Origin of the sequence: Afifella sp. YEN Y35 (assembly GCF_047553465.1) — a bacterium.
GTDB lineage: Bacteria > Pseudomonadota > Alphaproteobacteria > Rhizobiales > Afifellaceae > Afifella > Afifella aestuarii.
The window spans coordinates 3,135,041-3,153,315 of the sequence record NZ_CP180203.1; the positions used below are offsets into that span (position 1 = coordinate 3,135,041).

Here is an 18,275-nt window from a genome sequence, read left to right on the forward strand (position 1 = left end):
CAGCGAAGCGCTTCATCGGGCCGGCCGCTCCCCAGCGGCCGGCCCGAATGTTTATTAACTCGCGGTAACCTTTCCGACTTTCGGCGAAGCGGGTAAGGTACGATTCGGGTGTGAATGCCGGGGCGGTCACCCGGTATCAAGCAGACGTGGCGGAGACGATATTGAACCGGCAGGCCCGGCACAGAGCGATTCGAGCTTCGGGCAGGCTCATCCCCGGCGTCGCGACCGCCGCCCTCTTCGCCTTTTCCGCCGACAGTGCGTTCGCCCATCCGCTTTTCGGGGAAGGGACGGGTTTTTCCCAGATCCTCTGGCTCGCCATTACCGCGGGCTTCGCCGGCGCGGCCACGATTGCGTTGTCGCTCTTGTTGCGGCGCGACCGCGACAACGGCCTCGCCGCCGCACAACAGCAGATCGCCCGGCTCAAGCAGGCGCTCGATCGCTCCGAAGCGCTCCTTGCCAGTGACGACCAGAAGACCCTGTGCTGGAGCCGTCCCGACGCCGCCGCGGACGTACATGGGACGTTGCCGAGCCATGTCGGCGCGCCGACCTCCGGCGAGCTCTTTCTCGATTTCTTCTCCTGGCTCGAACCGCGCAGTGCCGAAGAGCTGCAATGGGCTCTCGATCAGCTCTGGGAGACGGGAGAAGCCTTCCATCTCTCGCTGCGCACGCAGACCGACTGCTTCCTGGAGGCGAACGGGCGTACCAGCGGCCCCCGCGTCATTTTGCGCCTGCGCGAGCTGACCGGCGAGCGCCGCTCGTTCGCCGAATTGAAAGAACAGGCCGGCGTCGTCATCGCCGAGATGACGGCGCTGCGCAGCCTCGCCGAGGCGCTGCCCTTCCCGCTGTGGCGCCGCAATCAGCACGGGCGGCTCAGCTGGGCGAATTCCGCCTACGTTCAGGCCGTGGGCGCACCCGATCTCACCATGGTGACGACACGCGGCACGGAATTGCTGGAGCCGGCAACGCGCGGCGCCGTGCGCGAGGCGCATCGCGACGGGGCCCATTACCATGCGGTGGCCCCGGTCGAGATTGCCGGTGCCGAAAAGCAGATGGAGATCTTCGACATCAAGGTCGAGAACGGCACGATCGGCCTTGCCATCGACGTGACGGAAGTCGAGACCGCGCGCCAGGAGCTCAAGCAGAACATCGAGGTCAACTCCCGCCTCCTCGACCAGCTTTCGACGGCGATTGCCGTCTTCGACGGCGAGGCGCGGCTGCAATTCGCCAATGCCGCCTTCCGGGCTCTGTGGGACCTGCCGGCGCGCTTTCTCGCGACCGGCACCGAAGAGGGCGTCCTTCTCGACCAGATTCGGGCCGAACGGCGCCTGCCGGAACAGGCGAATTACCGCGAATGGCGGCGCCAGCATCTTGAACATTACGCCGATCCGCAGCCGCGCGAAGAGATGTGGCACCTGCCGGACCGGCGCTCCTTCCGCATGATCGCCACGCCCAACCAGCAGGGCGGCTTCACCTATATCTACGAGAACGTCACCGAGCGCCTGTCCCTGGAAAGCCGGGTCAACGCCCTGTCGCGCATGCAGGGGGAGACGCTCGACCACCTTTCGGAAGCGGTGGGCGTCTTCGGATCGGACGGAAGGTTGAGGCTCTACAATCCGGTGCTTGCCGAGATGTGGCAGCTGTCGCCCGATTTCCTCAAGGAAGAGCCGCATATCTCGACCCTCATCGGGCATTGGATGCTGTTCTTTCCCGAACAGGGCGCCTGGACCAAGATCTCCAATGCCATCACGCGGATGGAGGCGGCCGAGAGCCTCGCGGGGCGGATGGAGCGGCGCAACGGCTCCATCATCGAATATTCCACCGTGCCGCTGCCGCAGGGTATGACGCTCCTCACCTTCGCCGACGTGACGGAGAAGGCCGAGGCGCATCGCTTCCTGGAAGAGCGCAACCGGCTGCTTGAGGAAACGGACCGGCTCAAATCCGATTTCATCCAGCACGTCTCCTACGAGCTGCGTTCACCCCTCACCTCCATCATCGGCTTTGCGCAGATCCTGGCCGCCGGCGCGGCGGGCGAACTCAACGCCCAGCAGCGCGAATATATGGACCACATCGCGCAATCCTCAGATTCGCTCCTCGTCCTCATCAACAACATCCTCGATCTCGCCACCGTCGATGCCGGCATCATGGAGCTCGAGATCGACGAGGTGGACATCAGCGAAGTCGTGCACGGCGCCGTCGTCGGCGTGCGCGACCGCATCGAGGAGAAGGACATCGACCTGTTCATCCAGGCCGACGAGACGCTTGGGCATTTTCGCGCCGACGCGTCGCGCGTGCGCCAGATCCTCTACAACCTCCTCTCCAACGCCATCAATTTCTCGCCGCCGGGAAGCCGGGTGGAAATCCGCGCACAGCGTCAGGACGGTTCGGTCGTCTTCGTGGTGCGCGACCAGGGCCCGGGCATCCCGCCGGAAATCCGCGACGACGTTTTCGAACCCTTCGAAGGCACGGCACCTGAAGGCGGCCGGCGCGGCGCCGGCCTCGGCCTGTCGATCGTCAAGCGGCTCGTCGAGCTGCATCAAGGCGACATCGCCATCGATTCCGAACCCGGTGAAGGCACCACGAGCTGGGTGCGGCTCCCTGCCGATATCAGCAAGGCTCAAGAAGCCGCCGAATGACCGACGGGGGCGCGATCGAGCTGAAAGAGGCGGAAACGGCGCCGAGCTTCAGGCTGCACCTTGCCGACGAGGAGGCGACGAACCGGCTGGCGGAAGATTTTGCGGCCGCCGCAAGACCTGGCGATCGCATCCTCCTGTCGGGCGATCTCGGCAGCGGCAAGACGAGTTTCGCGCGCGCCTTCATTCGCAGCCTCGCGGGCGATCCCACCTTCGAAGTGCCGAGCCCCACCTTCCCGCTGCGCATCGATTATCCCTTCGCACGCTTTCCGGTCGTGCATGCCGATCTTTACCGGCTGGGTGACCCCGACGAGGCGGAGGAGATCGGGCTTTTTGACCTTGCAGACGACACCGTGCTTCTCGCCGAATGGCCGGAGCTCGGCGACCTCGCCTGGCCGGAGGCCGCCAATCTCACGTTTGAGCTCGCGGCCGAAGGGCGCGACGTTGTGGTCGTCGCCGGTGGCGACTGGGGCGAACGGCTCACACGCAGCTTCGCGATCCGCCGATTTCTCGATCGCTCGGGACGGGCCGGCGCCACGCGCACTCCAATCCTCGGCGATGCCTCCGGGCGCAGCTACGAGCGCATCGTCGACGGTGCCGAGGCGATCTTGATGAATGCCCCCGCCCGGCCCGAGGGACCGGCGGTCTGGCAGGGCAAGAGTTACGACGCGGTGGCGCATCGCGCGCGCGACCTCTCGGCCTTCCTCAATGTCGGCTCGCTCCTTGCCGAGCGCGGCGTGCGGGTGCCGCAGGTCCTGGCGCAGGATGTGAGCGACGGGCTGCTTCTGGTGGAAGATTTCGGCAGCGAGCCGATCATCACGGCCGACCGCCGGCCGATCATCGAACGCTACGAAGCTGCGGTCGATCTTCTCCTGCGCCTGCATCTTTGCGAGGTCTCTGCGGACTCCTCGGCATCTCGCGGCATCCGCGCACCCGATTTGCCGCCCTACGACACCGAGGCGCTTCTCATCGAGACGGCCCTCTTCGCCGAGCATTTCGCCGGGCGCGAGGCGGGACCGGAGATGAGCGACGCGGCGCGCGATGAGTTTCTGGCGCTCTGGCGCGCGCTTTTCGACAGGCTTGCCGGCCGTGAACGGGTGATCGTGCTGCGCGATTATCATTCGCCGAACATCATCTGGCGCGAAGGGGCTGAGGGAACCGACCAGGTCGGTGTCATCGATTTCCAGGACGCGCTTTTTGGCGATCCCGCCTATGATGTCGCATCACTCGCACAGGATGTGCGCGTCGACATCGACGAGGCGGAGGAAGAAGCCCTCGTCGCGCGCTATATCAGAGGCCGCCGTGCCGCCGATCCCGCCTTCGACGAGGCGCCCTTCCGCGATGCCTGCGCCATTCTCGGCGCACAACGTGCTACGAAAGTGCTCGGGGCCTTCGCGCGGCTTGCACACGAGGGCAAGCCGGCCTATCGCAGCCATATCCCGCGCATCCGCGCGCGGCTCCGTCGCAGCCTCGAGAGGCCGGTTCTGTCGGAGCTTCGCCGATGCTATGACCCCTATCTCTGATCGTTTCGGAGTTGCCGCACTTGGCCGTTCTCTCCACCGCCATGGTGTTGTCCGCTGGCTATGGCCGGCGTATGCGCCCGCTTTCCACCACCACGCCCAAACCTCTGATCGAGGTCGCGGGCAAGGCTCTCATCGACCATTGCCTTGACGGCCTCGCGGCTGCCGGCATCGAGAAGGCCGTCGTCAACGTCCATTACATGGCGGACCTCGTTGAGGCGCATCTCGGACGCCGGCGCGCGCCCAAGACCATCGTCTCCGACGAGCGCGCGAAGCTCCTCGATACGGGCGGCGGCTGCCTCAAGGCGCTGCCGCTTCTGGGCGAGGGCCCATTTCTCCTGCGCAATTGCGATTCCTTCTGGCTCGAAGGCGTGCGGCCCAATCTCGATTGGCTGATCAGCGGCTGGAACGACGATGAGATGGACGGGCTTCTCCTTCTCGCTTCGACCGTCGCCTCGGCCGGCTATTCGGGCACCGGCGATTTCATGCTCGGCAAGGACGGTCGCCTGACGCGGCGGGCCGAGCGCACCGTGGCGCCGTTCGCCTATGCAGGTGCTGCGATCCTGTCGCCCCGTCTCTTCCGCGACCCGCCGGGAGAGGTTTTCTCTCTCAACGCGCTTTTCGATCGCGCCCTCGAAGAAGGTCGGCTTTTCGGGGTGCAGCTCGACGGTCTGTGGATCAACGTGGAAAACCCGGACGCCGTCAAAGCCGCCGAAATGGCCATTCTGGAGAGCGCCGCCTGAAGCGATGACGACGAGCACCGGCACGCAGGACCATCCCAACGTTTTCACACTGCCTGCCGGTGTCGCCTTTCTCGATGAGCTGGTGGAGGCGCTCTATGACGGGCGTCTTCCGGGCGTGGGGGGCTTCGACGACCCACTGGCACTCGCCGACCTCACGCTTTATCTGCCGACGCGACGCGCCGCCCGCGCCATCCGCGGCAGCTTCCTCGCCCGCAGCCGTGCCGGCATCATCCTGCCGAAGATCCGCACGCTCGGCGATCTCGACGAAGACGAACCGCTCAGCGCGCTCGACGGGCTTGATGCGGAGGATCTGTCCCGCCCGGTGATGGCGCCGCTTTCGCGGCAATTGATTTTGACGCGGCTCGTGCTCGGCTGGTCGGGCGCGATCGCGCGGCAGAAGGCGGGTCTTGGCGACGAGCCGTCGCTCATCCCGGCATCGCCCGCCGATGCCGCGCGCCTCGCCGCCTCACTCGCAACCCTTCTCGACGATGTCGGCCTTGCGCCGGAGCGCTGGCAGGCACTCGGCCAGCTCGCGCCGGACGACCTCGCCCGCTACTGGCAGATCACCCAGGAATTCCTGACGATCGTCTCAGACGCCTGGCCTTCGATCTTGAGCGAGCGCGGCCTCGCCGATCCGGGTGCGCAGCGCGACCTCCTTCTGCGGGCAGAGGCGCGCCGTCTCGCCGAGCAGGGATCGAAAGGCCCGGTGATTGCCGCCGGCTCCACCGGCTCCGTGCCGGCAACGGCGGAGCTCCTGGCCGTCATTGCCCGCCTGCCGAACGGCGCGGTGGTGCTGCCGGGTCTCGATCAGGAGCTCGACGTCGCTGGATGGGAGGCGATCGGCGATGCGCGCAGCGACCCTGCCGATGCCGGTCATCCGCAGTTCGGGCTGAAGAAGCTGCTTGAAAGCCTCGGCTGCGCGCGTGACGCGGTGATCCCGCTCGCATCCGCCCCCGCCGGCCTCGGCCGGCGCATGCGCTTTGTCTCCGACGCGCTCAGACCGGCCGCCACCACGGATATCTGGGCGGAGACGGTGCCCGCACCGGAGGCTCTCGCGGACGCACTCGACAACGTCGCGCTGATCGAGGCCGCCGAAGAGCGCGAGGAAGCGTTGGCCGCCGCGCTCGTCCTGCGCCGGGCCGTCGAAGACGGGCAGGCCGCCGCCCTCATCACGCCTGACAGGGCGCTCGCCCGCCGCGTCTCCGCCATGCTGGAACGCTGGCAGATCCGCGTCGACGATTCCGGCGGCATGCCGCTGTCGCTGACCCCGCCCGGCATCCTGGCGCGGCTCGTCGCGGAGGTGGCCTGGCGCGGTGCGGCCGCGATCCCGCTTCTCGCACTCCTCAAACACCCGCTCGCCCGCTTCGGCTGGCCGGCAGGGCGCGTGCGGCACGCCGCCCGTGTCCTGGAACGCGCCGTGCTGCGCGGCCCCGTCCTTGCCGAAGGGCTGGAGCCGCTTCAACGCGCCTTCCAGAAACGCCGTGCCGAGTGGCTGGCGAAGGAGGCACGGAGCGCAGCCCTCAACGGGCTCGAAGAGCGCGATTGGGACGAAGCAGAGGCGCTGCTCGCCGAGCTTCTGACTGCGCTTCAGCCCATGCTGGAGGTGCCGCGAGAGGCTCCCCTCTCAACTCTCCTTGGGGCGCATGTGGCGGCGCTCACAGCCATCGGACGCGACGAGGAGAGCGGCCCTGGCGAGCTCTGGCAGGACGAGGCGGGCGAGGCCATGGCCGCGCGCCTCGACGCGCTGACAGAGGCCGCACCCGAGGGTCCGGAGCTTTTTTACGGCGATTATCCAGCGCTGTTCGAGGCGCTGATAGGCGATGTTCGGGTGCGCCGGCGCGGCGGCAACGATCCGCGCGTACATATCTGGGGTGCGCTCGAAGCCCGTTTGCAGAATGTCGACGTCGCCATTCTCGGCGGCCTCAACGAAGGTGTCTGGCCGCGCCCCTCGCAAAGCGACCCGTTCCTGTCGCGGCTGATGGCGGCCTCGATCGGTCTCGATCCACCCGAACGCCGGCTCGGCCTCTCGGCTCATGATTTCTATCAGGCGCTCGGACATCCGCAGCTCTATCTCAGCCGCGCATTGCGGCAGGGAGCGGAACCGATGGTGCCGTCGCGCTGGCTGCAGCGGCTGACCGCCCGCGCCGGCGAGAGCGCAACACACGCATTGCGGACACGTGGCGACGAAATCCTGGGCATGACCCGCCTTATCGACCGGCCGGAGACGAGTATTTCCCTTGCCGCGCCAGAGCCGCGACCGCTGCTCACCGCCCGCCCGAAACGGCTTTCCGTCACGCGCATCGAAACGCTCATCCGCGATCCTTATGCGATCTACGCACAATATGTGCTGGGCCTCGACGCCTTCGAGGAGATCGCCTCGCCCGCCGGCGCGGCCGAGCGCGGTATGCTGATCCACGATATTTTGGAGAATTTCATCAAAGAGCGCCCGGCAGGCCCTTATGACGAGGCGGCAAAGGCGCACCTTGCAGAAGTGGGCCGTGAAGCTTTCGCGGCCTACGAGGATTGGCCGGAAGTGGCGGCACTGTGGTGGCCGCGCTTTCAACGCATCGCCGACTGGTTCCTCGCCCAGGAGCGCGGCCGCACGGAGGTCCAGAAACGTCATGTGGAAGCGACGGGCGACTGGGCCCTCAGTCCAGAATTCCGCCTGACGGGTCGGGCCGACCGCATCGATCTTCTGAATGACGGGCGGCTTGCCATCATCGATTACAAGACCGGCACGCCGCCGAGTGCCAAGGCGGTCCTATCGATCAGCCCGCAATTGCCGCTGGAGGCGCTGATGGCGCGGCGCGGCGCCTTCAAAGACACGCCGTCCGGCGAAACCGCCGAACTCCTCTATTACCATCTCTCCGGCCGTGGCGAAGGCGGGCAGGTGCACGCGCGCGGCTTCCGCAAGCCGACGAAAAGCGAGCCGGGCATCAGCCTGGAGGAATGCCTGCGGGCGACGGAAGACAAACTCATCGCGCTCATTGCGCATTTTGCGCAGGCCGAGACGCCCTACCTTTCCAACCGCGTGCCGCGCTCGGAACGAGAGTTCGGCAGCGATTACGATCATCTTGCCCGCATCGGTGAATGGTCGCTCGGCGAGGGCGAGGAATGAAGCGTCCGGCAAGCCCCACCGAACGCCAGCAATGGCAGGCCTCCGATCCCGCCGCCTCTGCCTGGGTGGCGGCCAATGCCGGTTCCGGCAAGACGCATGTCCTGACCCAGCGCGTCGTGCGGCTGCTGCTTGCCGGGGCTGATCCCGCTGCCATCGTCTGCCTCACCTACACCAAGGCCGCGGCGGCGGAGATGTCGGGCCGCGTCTTCAAGATGCTCGGCGAATGGGCGACGCTCCCGGACGCAGAGCTGACGGAAGCGATCGCCAGAAGTCAGGGCGAGACGCCGCGACCCGAAACGCTGACGCGGGCACGCCGGCTCTTTGCGCAGGCGCTGGAGACACCGGGCGGCCTCAACATTCAGACGATCCACGCCTTTTGCGAACGGATCCTGCACCAATTCCCCTTCGAGGCGAACGTGCCGGGGCATTTCGAGGTGCTGGACGAAACGGCCGCCGAGGGGCTGCTCCTCGAAGCCCGGCAGGCCGTCCTGCGTGCCGCCAAATCGGACGGTTCTCGCCTCGGCACCGCCTTCACCCGGCTTGCGACACTGCGATCCGATCAGGACATCGAGGCGGCTCTTGCGGCGCTCGTGGCCGAACGCGACCGGCTGGAGAGATGGATCGCGTGGACGGCAAGGAAAACCCACACCTCCTCCGAGGACATCGACGATGCGATTGCCGATCTCCGGCGCCGGATGGGGCTTGAAGCGGACGAGAGCGAGGAAGCGCTGTGCGCAGAGATCTGCCGGGCCTCGGAGTGGGCATCGGGAGATTGTCGAAGCCTGTGCGACGCCCTTTCGGCAGAGGCGGCGAACCGCACCGACGAGGGGGCACGGGGCGCACTCGAAGCGATCCTCGCCCATGAGGGCGGACCGCTTGAGGCTGATTTCCGCGCCGCCTTCTTCCTGACGGCAAAGCCGGAGGGCTGGTCCACCCGCAGCGAGAGCCGGCGTTTCTCCGCCGCCTTCCGCCGCAACCGGGACGACCTCGACGAGCTCTTTTCGGCCGAAGCCGCCCGCCTTCAGCCGTTGCGCGAACGTCTGTCGCTGGCGCGCACGGCGGAAGCGACGGAAGCGCTTCTCCTCATCGGAGGCGCCATCCTGCAGCGTTACCGTATCCTGAAGCAGCGGCGTGGCTTCCTCGATTTCTCCGACCTCATCCTGCGCACGCGCAACCTCCTGCAGAAACCGGACGTGGCCGCCTGGGTGCAATACAAGCTCGATGCCGGCATCAGCCATCTTCTCGTCGACGAGGCGCAGGACACCTCCCCCGACGCCTGGGCGATCGTCGAGCGGCTGGCGGAGGAATTTTTCGCCGGCGAGAGCGCCGAACGCCGGCCACGGACGCTTTTTGCCGTCGGCGACGACAAGCAGTCGATCTACGGTTTCCAGGGCGCCGAGCCGCGGCTTCTCGCCGAACTCGGCCGCAAGTTCAAAACCCGCGCCGAGGCCGCCGCGCAGGAGTTTCGCGCCGTCTCGCTCGGCGTCTCCTTCCGCTCCACGCAGGCCGTGCTCGACGCGGTCGACACCGTCTTCGACGGGCCGCTCTCCGAACGGGTGACCCGCCTCGGCTATCAGCGGCACCAGGCCTATCGGCAGAATGTGCCCGGACGCGTCGAAATCTGGCCGCGCATCATCCGGCCGAAGGGCGAAATGCCGGAGGATTGGTGGCAGCCCTTCGACGCGCCTGCGGAATCTGAGCGAAAGCTCGCAGAAGAGATTGCCGACGAGGTCGCGCGCCTGCTTCACCCAGAGAAGCGGCTTCCCTCCGGCAAGGCGATCTCCGCCGGCGAGATCATGATCCTGACGCGCAAGCGCGGCAGTTTCGCCCGCGCCATGGTGCGGGCACTCAAAGCCCGCAACCTGCCGACGGCCGGCGCCGACCGGATCGCGCTCGCCGACCACATCATTGTGCAGGACCTTCTCGCGCTCGCCGATGTCGTTCTCCTGCCGGAAGATGATCTGCAGCTTGCGGCCCTTCTGAAATCGCCGCTCTTCGGTTTCGACGACGACGATCTGATGGCGCTTGCGATCGGCCGCGGCAGAGAGAGCCTGTTCTCCCGGCTTCGTGCGAGCGAGGACCCCCGCTACAGCCAGGCGGCGGAGCGCCTGCGGCATTGGATGGCGATGGCCGACCAGATGCCGCCCTTCGCCTTCTATACGCGCCTCGTCGAGGCAGAGGGGGCGCGCAAGGCCTTCCGGGCGCGCATGGGGAGCGAGGCGGACGACGTGCTCGACCTTTTCCTCTCGGCCACGCTCAGCCTGGAGCGCGTCTCCCCGCCCGGCCTGCAGGCTCTGGCGGCCGCACTTCGTGAAGGCGGCGGTGACATCAAGCGCGAGCTTTCGGAGACAACCGATGCCGTCCGCGTGATGACCGTGCATGGGGCGAAAGGGCTCGAGGCCGACATCGTCTTCCTCGCCGATACCGGCGGCCAGATTGCGGCACCCCAGCACCGTGACGCACTTGCCTTCATCGGCGACGACGACGATCCCGCCTTCATCTGGCGCCAAAGCAAAGAAGACGCGACGCCACAGCAGCGCGAGGTGGAGGCGAAGGAGGCGGAGGCCGCACGCGACGAATATTTCCGCCTCCTCTATGTGGCGATGACGCGGGCCCGCGACGTTCTCTACGTCACGGGTATCAGGGGCGATCGCACACCCAAGGATGGCTGGTACGCGGCGATCCGGAATGCGCTTGCGGCAGAGAAGGATGGGGACGCCGAAGACGCGTCCGACGACGAGCTCGCCGAGCGCCTGCACTTCTTTGGGCTGGAACCGGGCGACGGCCCGCCGCCCGCACCCGAAGAGAGGGTGGAGACACCTTCGGTTACTCCTCGCGTCCTACCGGAATGGGCAGAGCGCCCGGCCGCGCCGGCACCGCGGCCGCCGCAGCCGCTTCGCCCCTCCAGTGCCCTCGCTGAAGAAGACCCGCCCGACAGCGCGCCGGCACCCGTCATCGCCGGACGAAGCGCGGCGATGCGCGCCGCAGCCGGCCGCGGGCGGGCGATCCACCGGCTTCTGCAGTTCATGCCCGACTGGCCTGCCGATGAAAGGCAACGGCGCGGGGAGCTGCTTCTCGCGCGGGACTGGCCGGAGGCCGCGCCCGCAGATGTTGCGGCCGCGCTGTCGGAGGCTGCAGGCGTCCTCGCGCATCCCGACCTTGCCGGGTTCTTCGCAGAGGGGAGCCGCGGGGAGGTCTCCCTCGTCGGCGAGATCGCGACCTCACGCGGGACGTTCGCCGTCGGCGGGCGCGTCGACCGCCTGGCGGTGACGGAGAGCGCCGTCCTTCTCGCCGATTACAAGACGAGCCTGTCGCCTCCCGCCTCGCTTGCTGCTGTCGACGAAGGAATGGTCCGCCAGCTTGCCCTTTACGCGCGTCTTCTCGGGCCGCTTTATCCCGGGCGGAAGGTCCAGGCCGCCCTCGTTTTCACCGCCGGTCCGCGCATTTTTCCGGTGTCCGCCGAGCGTCTCGCCGAAGCGCTCGCACCTCTCGACATCGCGCATGGCGGTCCATCTTCCGGCACGCCGCTCGCTTGACCGACCCCGAGGCCCTCCCTACGTTCCTCGTGAAATCTCAGGAGAATCTCTATGACCACCGAAACCGTGAGCGACGGCACATTCGAGGCCGACGTGCTCAAGTCCGAGACACCCGTCATCGTCGATTTCTGGGCGGAATGGTGTGGTCCCTGCAAAATGATCGCGCCGCATCTGGAAGAGATCGCGGGCGAAATGCAGGGCAAGGTGAAGATCGCCAAGCTCAATGTCGACGACAATCAGCAGACCGCGATCAAGTACGGCGTGCGCTCCATCCCGACGCTGATCATGTTCAAGGGCGGCGAACCCGTCGACATGAAGGTCGGCGCGAGCGCCAAGAGCGATCTGCAGAAGTGGATTGCCGGCGCCGCCTGAGCCGCCGCCTTTTCTGCTGCGTCTCCGTCCGATCGGCGGCGCGAAATTTTCACGGCCCTTTGCCTAAACCGGCAGGGGGCCGTTTTCTTTGAGCACCTGGCCGGCGAGATAAAGCGAGCCGCAGATGAGAATGCGCGGCGGTTCCGTCGCCATGTCGCCGATCGCCTGCAAAGCGGTCCGCACATCCGGCGCAGAGCGCGCCGGCAGCCCGACCTCGTTGGCACGCACGGCAAGCTCGCGCGGATCGAAGCCCGCATGTCCCTCGATGGGGACCGTGAAGACATATTGGGTGAGGCTGTCGAAGGCGGAGAAGAAGCCGTGCGGGTCCTTCGTCGTCAGCATGCCGGTGATGAGGAAGAGCGGCTTCGGCGCACGGTCGAAGAGCGAGGCCATTTCCGCTGACACGACCGAGCCGGCGGATGGATTGTGCCCGCCGTCGAGCCAGACCTCGCTCCCGGGAGGAGAGGAAGCGACCAGCGGGCCTTCGGAAAGGCGCTGAAGCCGCGCCGGCCATTGCGCCTCGCGCAGGCCCTGGCCGATCGCCTCGGCGCTGATGTCGACGCCGATGGCACGGAGCGCTGCGACCGCCGTCCCCGCATTGTCGATCTGATGCTGACCGAGAAGCCGCGGCAAAGGCAGATCCAGCAGGCCGTCTTCGTCCTGATAGACGAGGCGGGCGTTTTCGCCGTGGGCGGCCCATTCCTGATTGTGCCGAAATGGAACGGCATGCGCCGCTTCCGCCTCCAGCCCCAGAAGCGCCATCACATGCTCGTCCTGGCGGCCAATGACGGCGGGGGCGCCAGCCTTGAGAATGCCCGCCTTCTCCATGGCGATCTCGGCGATTTCGGTGCCCAAAAACTCCGCATGGTCGAGGCTGATCGACGTGACGACGGAGGCGAGCGGCCTGGCGATCACATTGGTCGCGTCAAAGCGACCTCCAAGCCCGACCTCGATCAGGGCGAAATCGGCAGGACGTTCGGCAAAGAGCTTGAAGGCGATGGCCGTGGTGATCTCGAAGAAGGTGATCGGCTCGCCGGCATTCGCCTCGCGCACAGCCTCGATCGCATCGATGAGCGTCGCGTCGTCGACCAGGTGGCCGCCCCCCGCCGCGCCCAGCCTGATGCGCTCGTTGAAGCGCACGAGATGCGGCGAGGTGTACACATGCGCCGTCTTGCCGGATGCCTCCAGCATGGCGCGCAGAAAGGCGACCACGGAGCCTTTGCCGTTGGTGCCGGCGACATGGATAACCGGGGGCAGGCGCTCCTGCGGGTTGCCGAGACGCTCGAGCAGCCGGGCGATGCGCTCAAGCGAGAGATCGATACGCTTCGGATGCAGCGCCAGAAGCGCTTCAAGTCTCTCTTCGAGTGAGGCCATCTATCAGGCCGGCTGCGGCCCGGATGCGGCAGCCGGCTCTTCCGCCGGCTTCTCGGCTACCGCTGCCAACTGCGCCTCTTCCGCAAGCGTGTCTTCGTCGATCGTCGGCTCGGGCGGAGGTTCGGGCAGCTTCATCAGGAGGCGGCAGAGACGCGCCACCGTCGGTCGCAGATCCTGACGCGGCACGACCATGTCGATCATGCCGTGCTCGAGAAGATAATCGGAGCGCTGGAAGCCATCGGGGAGCTTTTCGCGGATGGTCTGTTCGATGACCCGCGGACCCGCGAAACCGATGAGGGCACCGGGCTCGGCGATATGGATGTCGCCCAGCATGCCGTAGGAGGCGGTCACACCGCCCGTCGTCGGATTGGTGAGAATGACGATGTAGGGCAGTCCCGCTTCCTTCAGCCGATCGACCGCGACCGTCGTGCGCGGCAATTGCATCAGCGAGAGGATGCCTTCCTGCATACGGGCCCCGCCCGATGCCGTGATGAGCACGAAAGGCACGCCACGTTCATATGCCGCTTCGGCGCCGGCAATCAGAGCCTCCGCCGCGGCCATGCCGAGCGAGCCGCCCATGAATTCGAAATCCTGCACGGCGACGATGAGCGAGACGCCCTCCACCTTGCCTTCGGCAACGAGGATCGCGTCTTTCAGGCCGGTCTTCGCCTTCGCGGCCTTGAGCCGGTCCGAATAGCGCCGTTCGTCACGGAAGCGCAGGGGATCGGTGACAGGCTCAGGGAACTCGATTTCCTGCCACTGTGCAAAGTCGAGAAACAGGCGCAGCCTGGTGCGCGCATCGATGCGCTGATGATAGCCGGAGCCCGGAAAGACGAACTGGTTCGCCTCCAGATCCTTGTAGAAGACCATGGTGCCGGTCTCCGGGCATTTGACCCAGAGATTGTCCGGCACTTCGCGTTTGGTCCAAAGACCGCGGATCTTCGGGCGGACGACGTTGGAAATCCAGTTCAACGGTGTCTCCTATTCGGCGGCCATCTGGCGCGCGAAACGCACGCCTTCGGCCAGCTCCTGCACCAGCGCCTCGACGGCGGCAACCGTGCCGTCGGTCGCGTGGCCTTCTTCATCCAGACTTCCGGCGACCGCCTGCACGATCGCGGAGCCGACGACGACCCCATCGGCTGTGCGGCCGATGGCGGCTGCCTGTTCGCGCGTTCTGACGCCGAAACCAACGGCGACCGGCAGATCGGTATGCGCCTTGATGCGCTCCACCGCCGCCGCCACGTCGCTCGTCTTGGGGGCGGAGGAACCGGTGATGCCGTTGATCGAGACGTAATAGACGAAGCCGGAGGTGTTTTGCAAAACCGCCGGCAGGCGTCTGTCATCGGTCGTGGGCGTCGCAAGCCGGATAAAATTGAGCCCGCCCTTCAGGGCCGGGATGCACAATTCGTCATCCTCTTCCGGCGGAAGATCGACGACGATGAGCCCGTCGACGCCGGCTGCGCAGGCATCGGCGACGAACTTTTCCGGCCCGTATTGGTAGACCGGGTTGAAATAACCCATCAATACGATCGGCGTATCGGCATCGGTTTCGCGAAAATCGCGCACGAGGGCGAGCGTTTTCTTCAGCGTCTGCCCGGCGTTGAGGGCGCGAAGACCGGCCGCCTGGATCGCGGGACCATCAGCCATCGGGTCGGAAAAGGGCATGCCGAGCTCGATGATGTCGGCACCGGCCTTGGGCAAAGCGGCGAGAATGCGCGCGCTCGTTTCAAGGTCGGGATCGCCGGCGGTCACGAAGGTGACGAGCGCCGGCCGCAATTCCTGAGCGACGGCCGCAAAGCGGCGCGCGATCCGGCCGCCGGAAGACATCTCAGCTGACATGGTCTCTCACTTCGAAGGTCACGGCGAAAGCGAAGAAGCCGTCGCGGTCGATATGCTCGCGTGCGACTTCCGCATCGAAGGCGATGCGCGGGTTTTCGTCGTCGGGAATGTTGCGGAGAAAGACGAGATTCTCGCTGTTGCGAATGCCTTCAGCCTCTTCGCGATGATCGCCGGCACGCACGGCGACGTAATGATCGCGGTTTTGCAGCGAACGGTAGATCTCAAAATAGGTCATCGTCCCCCCTTCAGATCTCCATATCGAGATGCTCGGCCACAGCGAAGATGTCCTTGTCGCCGCGCCCGCTCATATTCATGACGATGATCTGGTCGCGGTCCATCTGCGGCGCAAGCTTCAGCACATGCGCCAAGGCATGGGCCGGTTCGAGCGCGGGGATGATGCCTTCAAGGCGCGTGCACAGCTGGAAGGCGTCGAGGGCCTCGCGGTCGGTCGCCGAGACATAGGTGACGCGCCCCGTCTCCTTGAGCCAGGCATGCTCCGGCCCGATGCCCGGATAATCGAGGCCGGCGGAGATCGAGTGGCCTTCGAGGATCTGGCCGTCCTCGTTCTGCAGAAGATAGGTGCGATTGCCGTGAAGAACGCCGGGCCAGCCGCCGTTCAGAGAGGCAGCATGCCCGTTCTCCACATCGAGCCCATGACCGCCGGCTTCGACGCCGTAGATCTGAACGGCCGGGTCGTCGAGGAAGGGATGGAAAAGCCCGATCGCGTTCGAGCCGCCGCCGAGACAGGCCACGAGCGCATCCGGGAGCCGGCCTTCCAGGTCCTGAAGCTGGTCCTTCGTCTCATTGCCGATCACCGCCTGAAAATCCCGCACGAGTTCGGGATAGGGATGCGGGCCTGCGGCCGTGCCGATGATGTAATAGGTGTCCTCGACATTGGTGACCCAGTCGCGGAGCGCCTCGTTCATGGCGTCCTTCAGGGTGCCCGCGCCAGCGGTGACGGGCTTCACCTCGGCGCCGAGAAGGCGCATGCGGAAGACGTTCGGCTTCTGCCGTTCCGTATCGGTCTTGCCCATATAGATCGTGCAGGGAAGCCCGAAGCGCGCCGCCACCGTCGCAGAGGCGACGCCATGCTGGCCGGCACCGGTTTCGGCGATGATGCGCGTCTTCCCCATGCGGCGGGCAAGCAGGATCTGGCCGAGGCAATTGTTGATCTTGTGCGAGCCCGTATGGTTGAGCTCCTCGCGCTTGAAATAGACCTTGGCGCCCCGGCCGGCGCCCGCTTGTTCGCGCAGATGTTCGGTCAGCCGCTCGGCATAATAAAGCGGGCTCGGTCGGCCGGAATAATGCTTGGCGAGATGCGCAAGCTCGGCCTTGAATTCCGGATCGGCCTTGGCGCTCTCATAGGCCTCTTCGAGCTCGAGGATATTCGGCATCAAGGTTTCGGCGACGAACCGGCCGCCGAAAATGCCGAAATGACCGCGCTCGTCCGGGCCGGTGCGGTAGGAATTGGGCTTCATTGCTGGCTCAGCCATCAGGGCAATACCTTCACAGTCAAACGTTGCTCAGGCCGCGGCGACCGGGGCGGCTTTCGCCGCGGGCCTTGCGTCTTTCGCATCTCCGCGTCGCGCATCATGGGCGCGCACGGCCGCGACGAAACGAACGATTTCGGCCGGATCCTTCTCGCCCGGCGCCCGCTCGACACCGGAGGACACATCGACGGCCGACGCTCTCGTCGCCGCCAAAGCGGCGCCAATGTTGTCGCCATTGAGGCCGCCCGACAAAAACCACGGCATTCCGGGCGCAAAATCTTCCAGGAGCCGCCAGTCGAAGGAGGCACCGTTGCCGCCCGGCCTCGTCGCACCTTTCGGCGGGCGCGCATCGAGGAGCAGGCGCTCGACATGGCCGGCGTAAAGGGACGCCCTGTCGAGATCCGCGCGCTCGCCGACACCGAGCGCCTTGACCGCGCGCAGACCGAAACGTGAGCGGATTTCCGTCGCGCGCTCCGGCGTTTCCGAACCATGCAGCTGGATGAAATCGGGCTTCAGATCGCGCGCGATCTCTTCGATGAGATCGTCTTGCGCATCAACGGTCAGCGCGACGATACCCACACGGCCTCGGGCGGGCGCAGCGAGCTCTGCCGCGCGCGCAACCGACAGCGATCGCGGGCTCTTCGCGAAGAAGACGAAGCCGATCCAATCGGCGCCGGCAGCAAGCGCCGCGTCGATGTCTTCAGGCTTCGTCAAACCGCAGATTTTGACCTCTGTCTTCATCGCCTTCCAGTCGCACGAATCCCAAGTCTTGTCCAACATCGGCAGGGTTTGAAGGCCAGGGTTCGGGACCCCTCATCCCCCTTTGCCGGAGGCCTGTTCGGCGGCCATCGCCTCCACCGCGGCAACGAGCCGCGCGAGATCCTGCGGCCGCGACAGACGGTGGTCGCCATCACGCACCAGCGTCAGGATCGCATCGTCATAGCAGAGGCGGTCGAGGAGCGCCTCGGCATGACGCCAGGGGACATCCGTATCGCGCATCCCCTGCAGGATGTGCACCGGACACCCGATCTCGATCGGCTCGGCGGCGAACAGATGCTTTTCGCCATCCTCGATCAGCTCTCGCGTCAAGATATAGGGTTCGTCGGCATAATCGGAAGGCTGTTCGATGAAGCCCTTCTCGGCCATCTGCGCCCGCTCCGCCTCGCCGAAATGATCACTCATCAAGGCCTTGGTCATGTCCACGGCAGGGGCAATCAGCACCATGCCGTGAAGCCGGTCCCTTTCGCCACGTTCGGCCAGCGCCTTCGCCAGAAGAAGGGCAATCCAACCGCCCATGGAAGAGCCCACGACGATCTGCGGGCCTTCGGTGAAGGCCTCGAAAACGGCGAGTGCCTCTTCGAGCCAGCGCGAGATGGTGCCGTCGCGAAAGGCGCCTCCCGATTCGCCGTGCCCGGAATAATCGAAACGGGTGGCCGCGTGGCCGTGCTGCGCCGCCCAGGCGTCGAGCGCCTCGGCCTTGGAGCCGCGCATGTCGGACCTGAAACCGCCGAGCCAGAAGACGCCGGGCGCGCGAGCGCCGGAACTGCGGCCATTGCGCCGCAAAACGGCGATCCGGCGCTTTTCTTCGCCCTCCCCGACGGCGAGGCTTTGCAAGTCGGTCTCCGTCATTCTAAGTCTCGCTCCTCGCAGCTC

At 66.3% G+C, this 18,275-nt stretch carries 13 protein-coding genes; 6 read left to right on the forward strand and 7 right to left on the reverse strand.

Translation table 11 applies throughout. The features are described 5' to 3' along the window. Positions 1-161: 161 nt before the first annotated feature. Genes ACK8CP_RS14935 through trxA form a run of 6 tightly spaced genes read left to right on the forward strand, consistent with a single transcriptional unit; the run spans position 162 to position 11,919 of the window. Positions 162-2,633 carry an ATP-binding protein gene (locus tag ACK8CP_RS14935; protein ID WP_414832348.1) on the forward strand — a complete coding sequence of 824 codons (2,472 nt, stop codon included), beginning with the start codon at positions 162-164 and terminating at the stop codon, positions 2,631-2,633. Next, positions 2,630-4,153, forward strand: a complete 1,524-nt coding sequence (tsaE, locus tag ACK8CP_RS14940) for a tRNA (adenosine(37)-N6)-threonylcarbamoyltransferase complex ATPase subunit type 1 TsaE (RefSeq protein ID WP_414832349.1) — start codon at positions 2,630-2,632, stop codon at positions 4,151-4,153. Before ACK8CP_RS14935 ends, tsaE begins: the two co-directional genes overlap by 4 nt. Before the next feature lie 41 nt (positions 4,154-4,194). Further along, positions 4,195-4,893 (forward strand): nucleotidyltransferase family protein, encoded by a 699-nt coding sequence (locus ACK8CP_RS14945; RefSeq protein ID WP_205649846.1) that lies wholly within the window; start codon positions 4,195-4,197, stop codon positions 4,891-4,893. A 4-nt stretch (positions 4,894-4,897) separates the two neighbouring features. Continuing rightward, the gene (addB, locus tag ACK8CP_RS14950; protein ID WP_414832350.1) at positions 4,898-8,011 is read left to right on the forward strand and encodes a double-strand break repair protein AddB; all 3,114 of its coding nucleotides are present in this window, start codon (positions 4,898-4,900) and stop codon (positions 8,009-8,011) included. Next, on the forward strand, positions 8,008-11,547 hold the full coding sequence (addA, locus tag ACK8CP_RS14955) for a double-strand break repair helicase AddA (protein ID WP_414832351.1): 3,540 nt from the start codon (positions 8,008-8,010) through the stop codon (positions 11,545-11,547). Before addB ends, addA begins: the two co-directional genes overlap by 4 nt. Before the next feature lie 51 nt (positions 11,548-11,598). Further along, positions 11,599-11,919, forward strand: coding sequence for a thioredoxin (gene trxA / locus ACK8CP_RS14960; RefSeq protein ID WP_128290393.1), 321 nt, complete (start codon positions 11,599-11,601; stop codon positions 11,917-11,919). Between the two features lie 63 nt (positions 11,920-11,982). Here trxA and ACK8CP_RS14965 read toward each other — a convergent pair whose 3' ends face one another. Genes ACK8CP_RS14965 through ACK8CP_RS14995 form a run of 7 tightly spaced genes read right to left on the reverse strand, consistent with a single transcriptional unit; the run spans position 11,983 to position 18,251 of the window. Further along, on the reverse strand, positions 11,983-13,293 hold the full coding sequence (locus tag ACK8CP_RS14965) for a bifunctional folylpolyglutamate synthase/dihydrofolate synthase (protein ID WP_414832352.1): 1,311 nt from the start codon (positions 13,291-13,293) through the stop codon (positions 11,983-11,985). A 3-nt stretch (positions 13,294-13,296) separates the two neighbouring features. Then, the gene (gene accD / locus ACK8CP_RS14970; protein ID WP_234629965.1) at positions 13,297-14,265 is read right to left on the reverse strand and encodes an acetyl-CoA carboxylase, carboxyltransferase subunit beta; all 969 of its coding nucleotides are present in this window, start codon (positions 14,263-14,265) and stop codon (positions 13,297-13,299) included. A 9-nt stretch (positions 14,266-14,274) separates the two neighbouring features. Continuing rightward, a complete protein-coding gene (gene trpA / locus ACK8CP_RS14975; RefSeq protein WP_414832353.1) occupies positions 14,275-15,132 on the reverse strand; it encodes a tryptophan synthase subunit alpha in 858 nt (285 codons plus the stop codon). After that, complete coding sequence (locus ACK8CP_RS14980; RefSeq protein ID WP_234629967.1) at positions 15,122-15,367, reverse strand: hypothetical protein; 246 nt, start codon at positions 15,365-15,367, stop codon at positions 15,122-15,124. The genes trpA and ACK8CP_RS14980 overlap by 11 nt, the downstream gene beginning before the upstream one ends. 10 nt (positions 15,368-15,377) lie before the next feature. Next, positions 15,378-16,625: a tryptophan synthase subunit beta gene (trpB, locus tag ACK8CP_RS14985; RefSeq protein WP_234629968.1), complete on the reverse strand. Its 1,248-nt coding sequence runs from the start codon at positions 16,623-16,625 to the stop codon at positions 15,378-15,380. Positions 16,626-16,655: 30 nt separating this feature from the next. After that, the gene (locus ACK8CP_RS14990) at positions 16,656-17,402 is read right to left on the reverse strand and encodes a phosphoribosylanthranilate isomerase (RefSeq protein WP_414832354.1); all 747 of its coding nucleotides are present in this window, start codon (positions 17,400-17,402) and stop codon (positions 16,656-16,658) included. A gap of 33 nt (positions 17,403-17,435) precedes the next feature. Then, the gene (locus ACK8CP_RS14995) at positions 17,436-18,251 is read right to left on the reverse strand and encodes an alpha/beta hydrolase (protein WP_414832355.1); all 816 of its coding nucleotides are present in this window, start codon (positions 18,249-18,251) and stop codon (positions 17,436-17,438) included. Between the last annotated feature and the right edge of the window lie 24 nt (positions 18,252-18,275).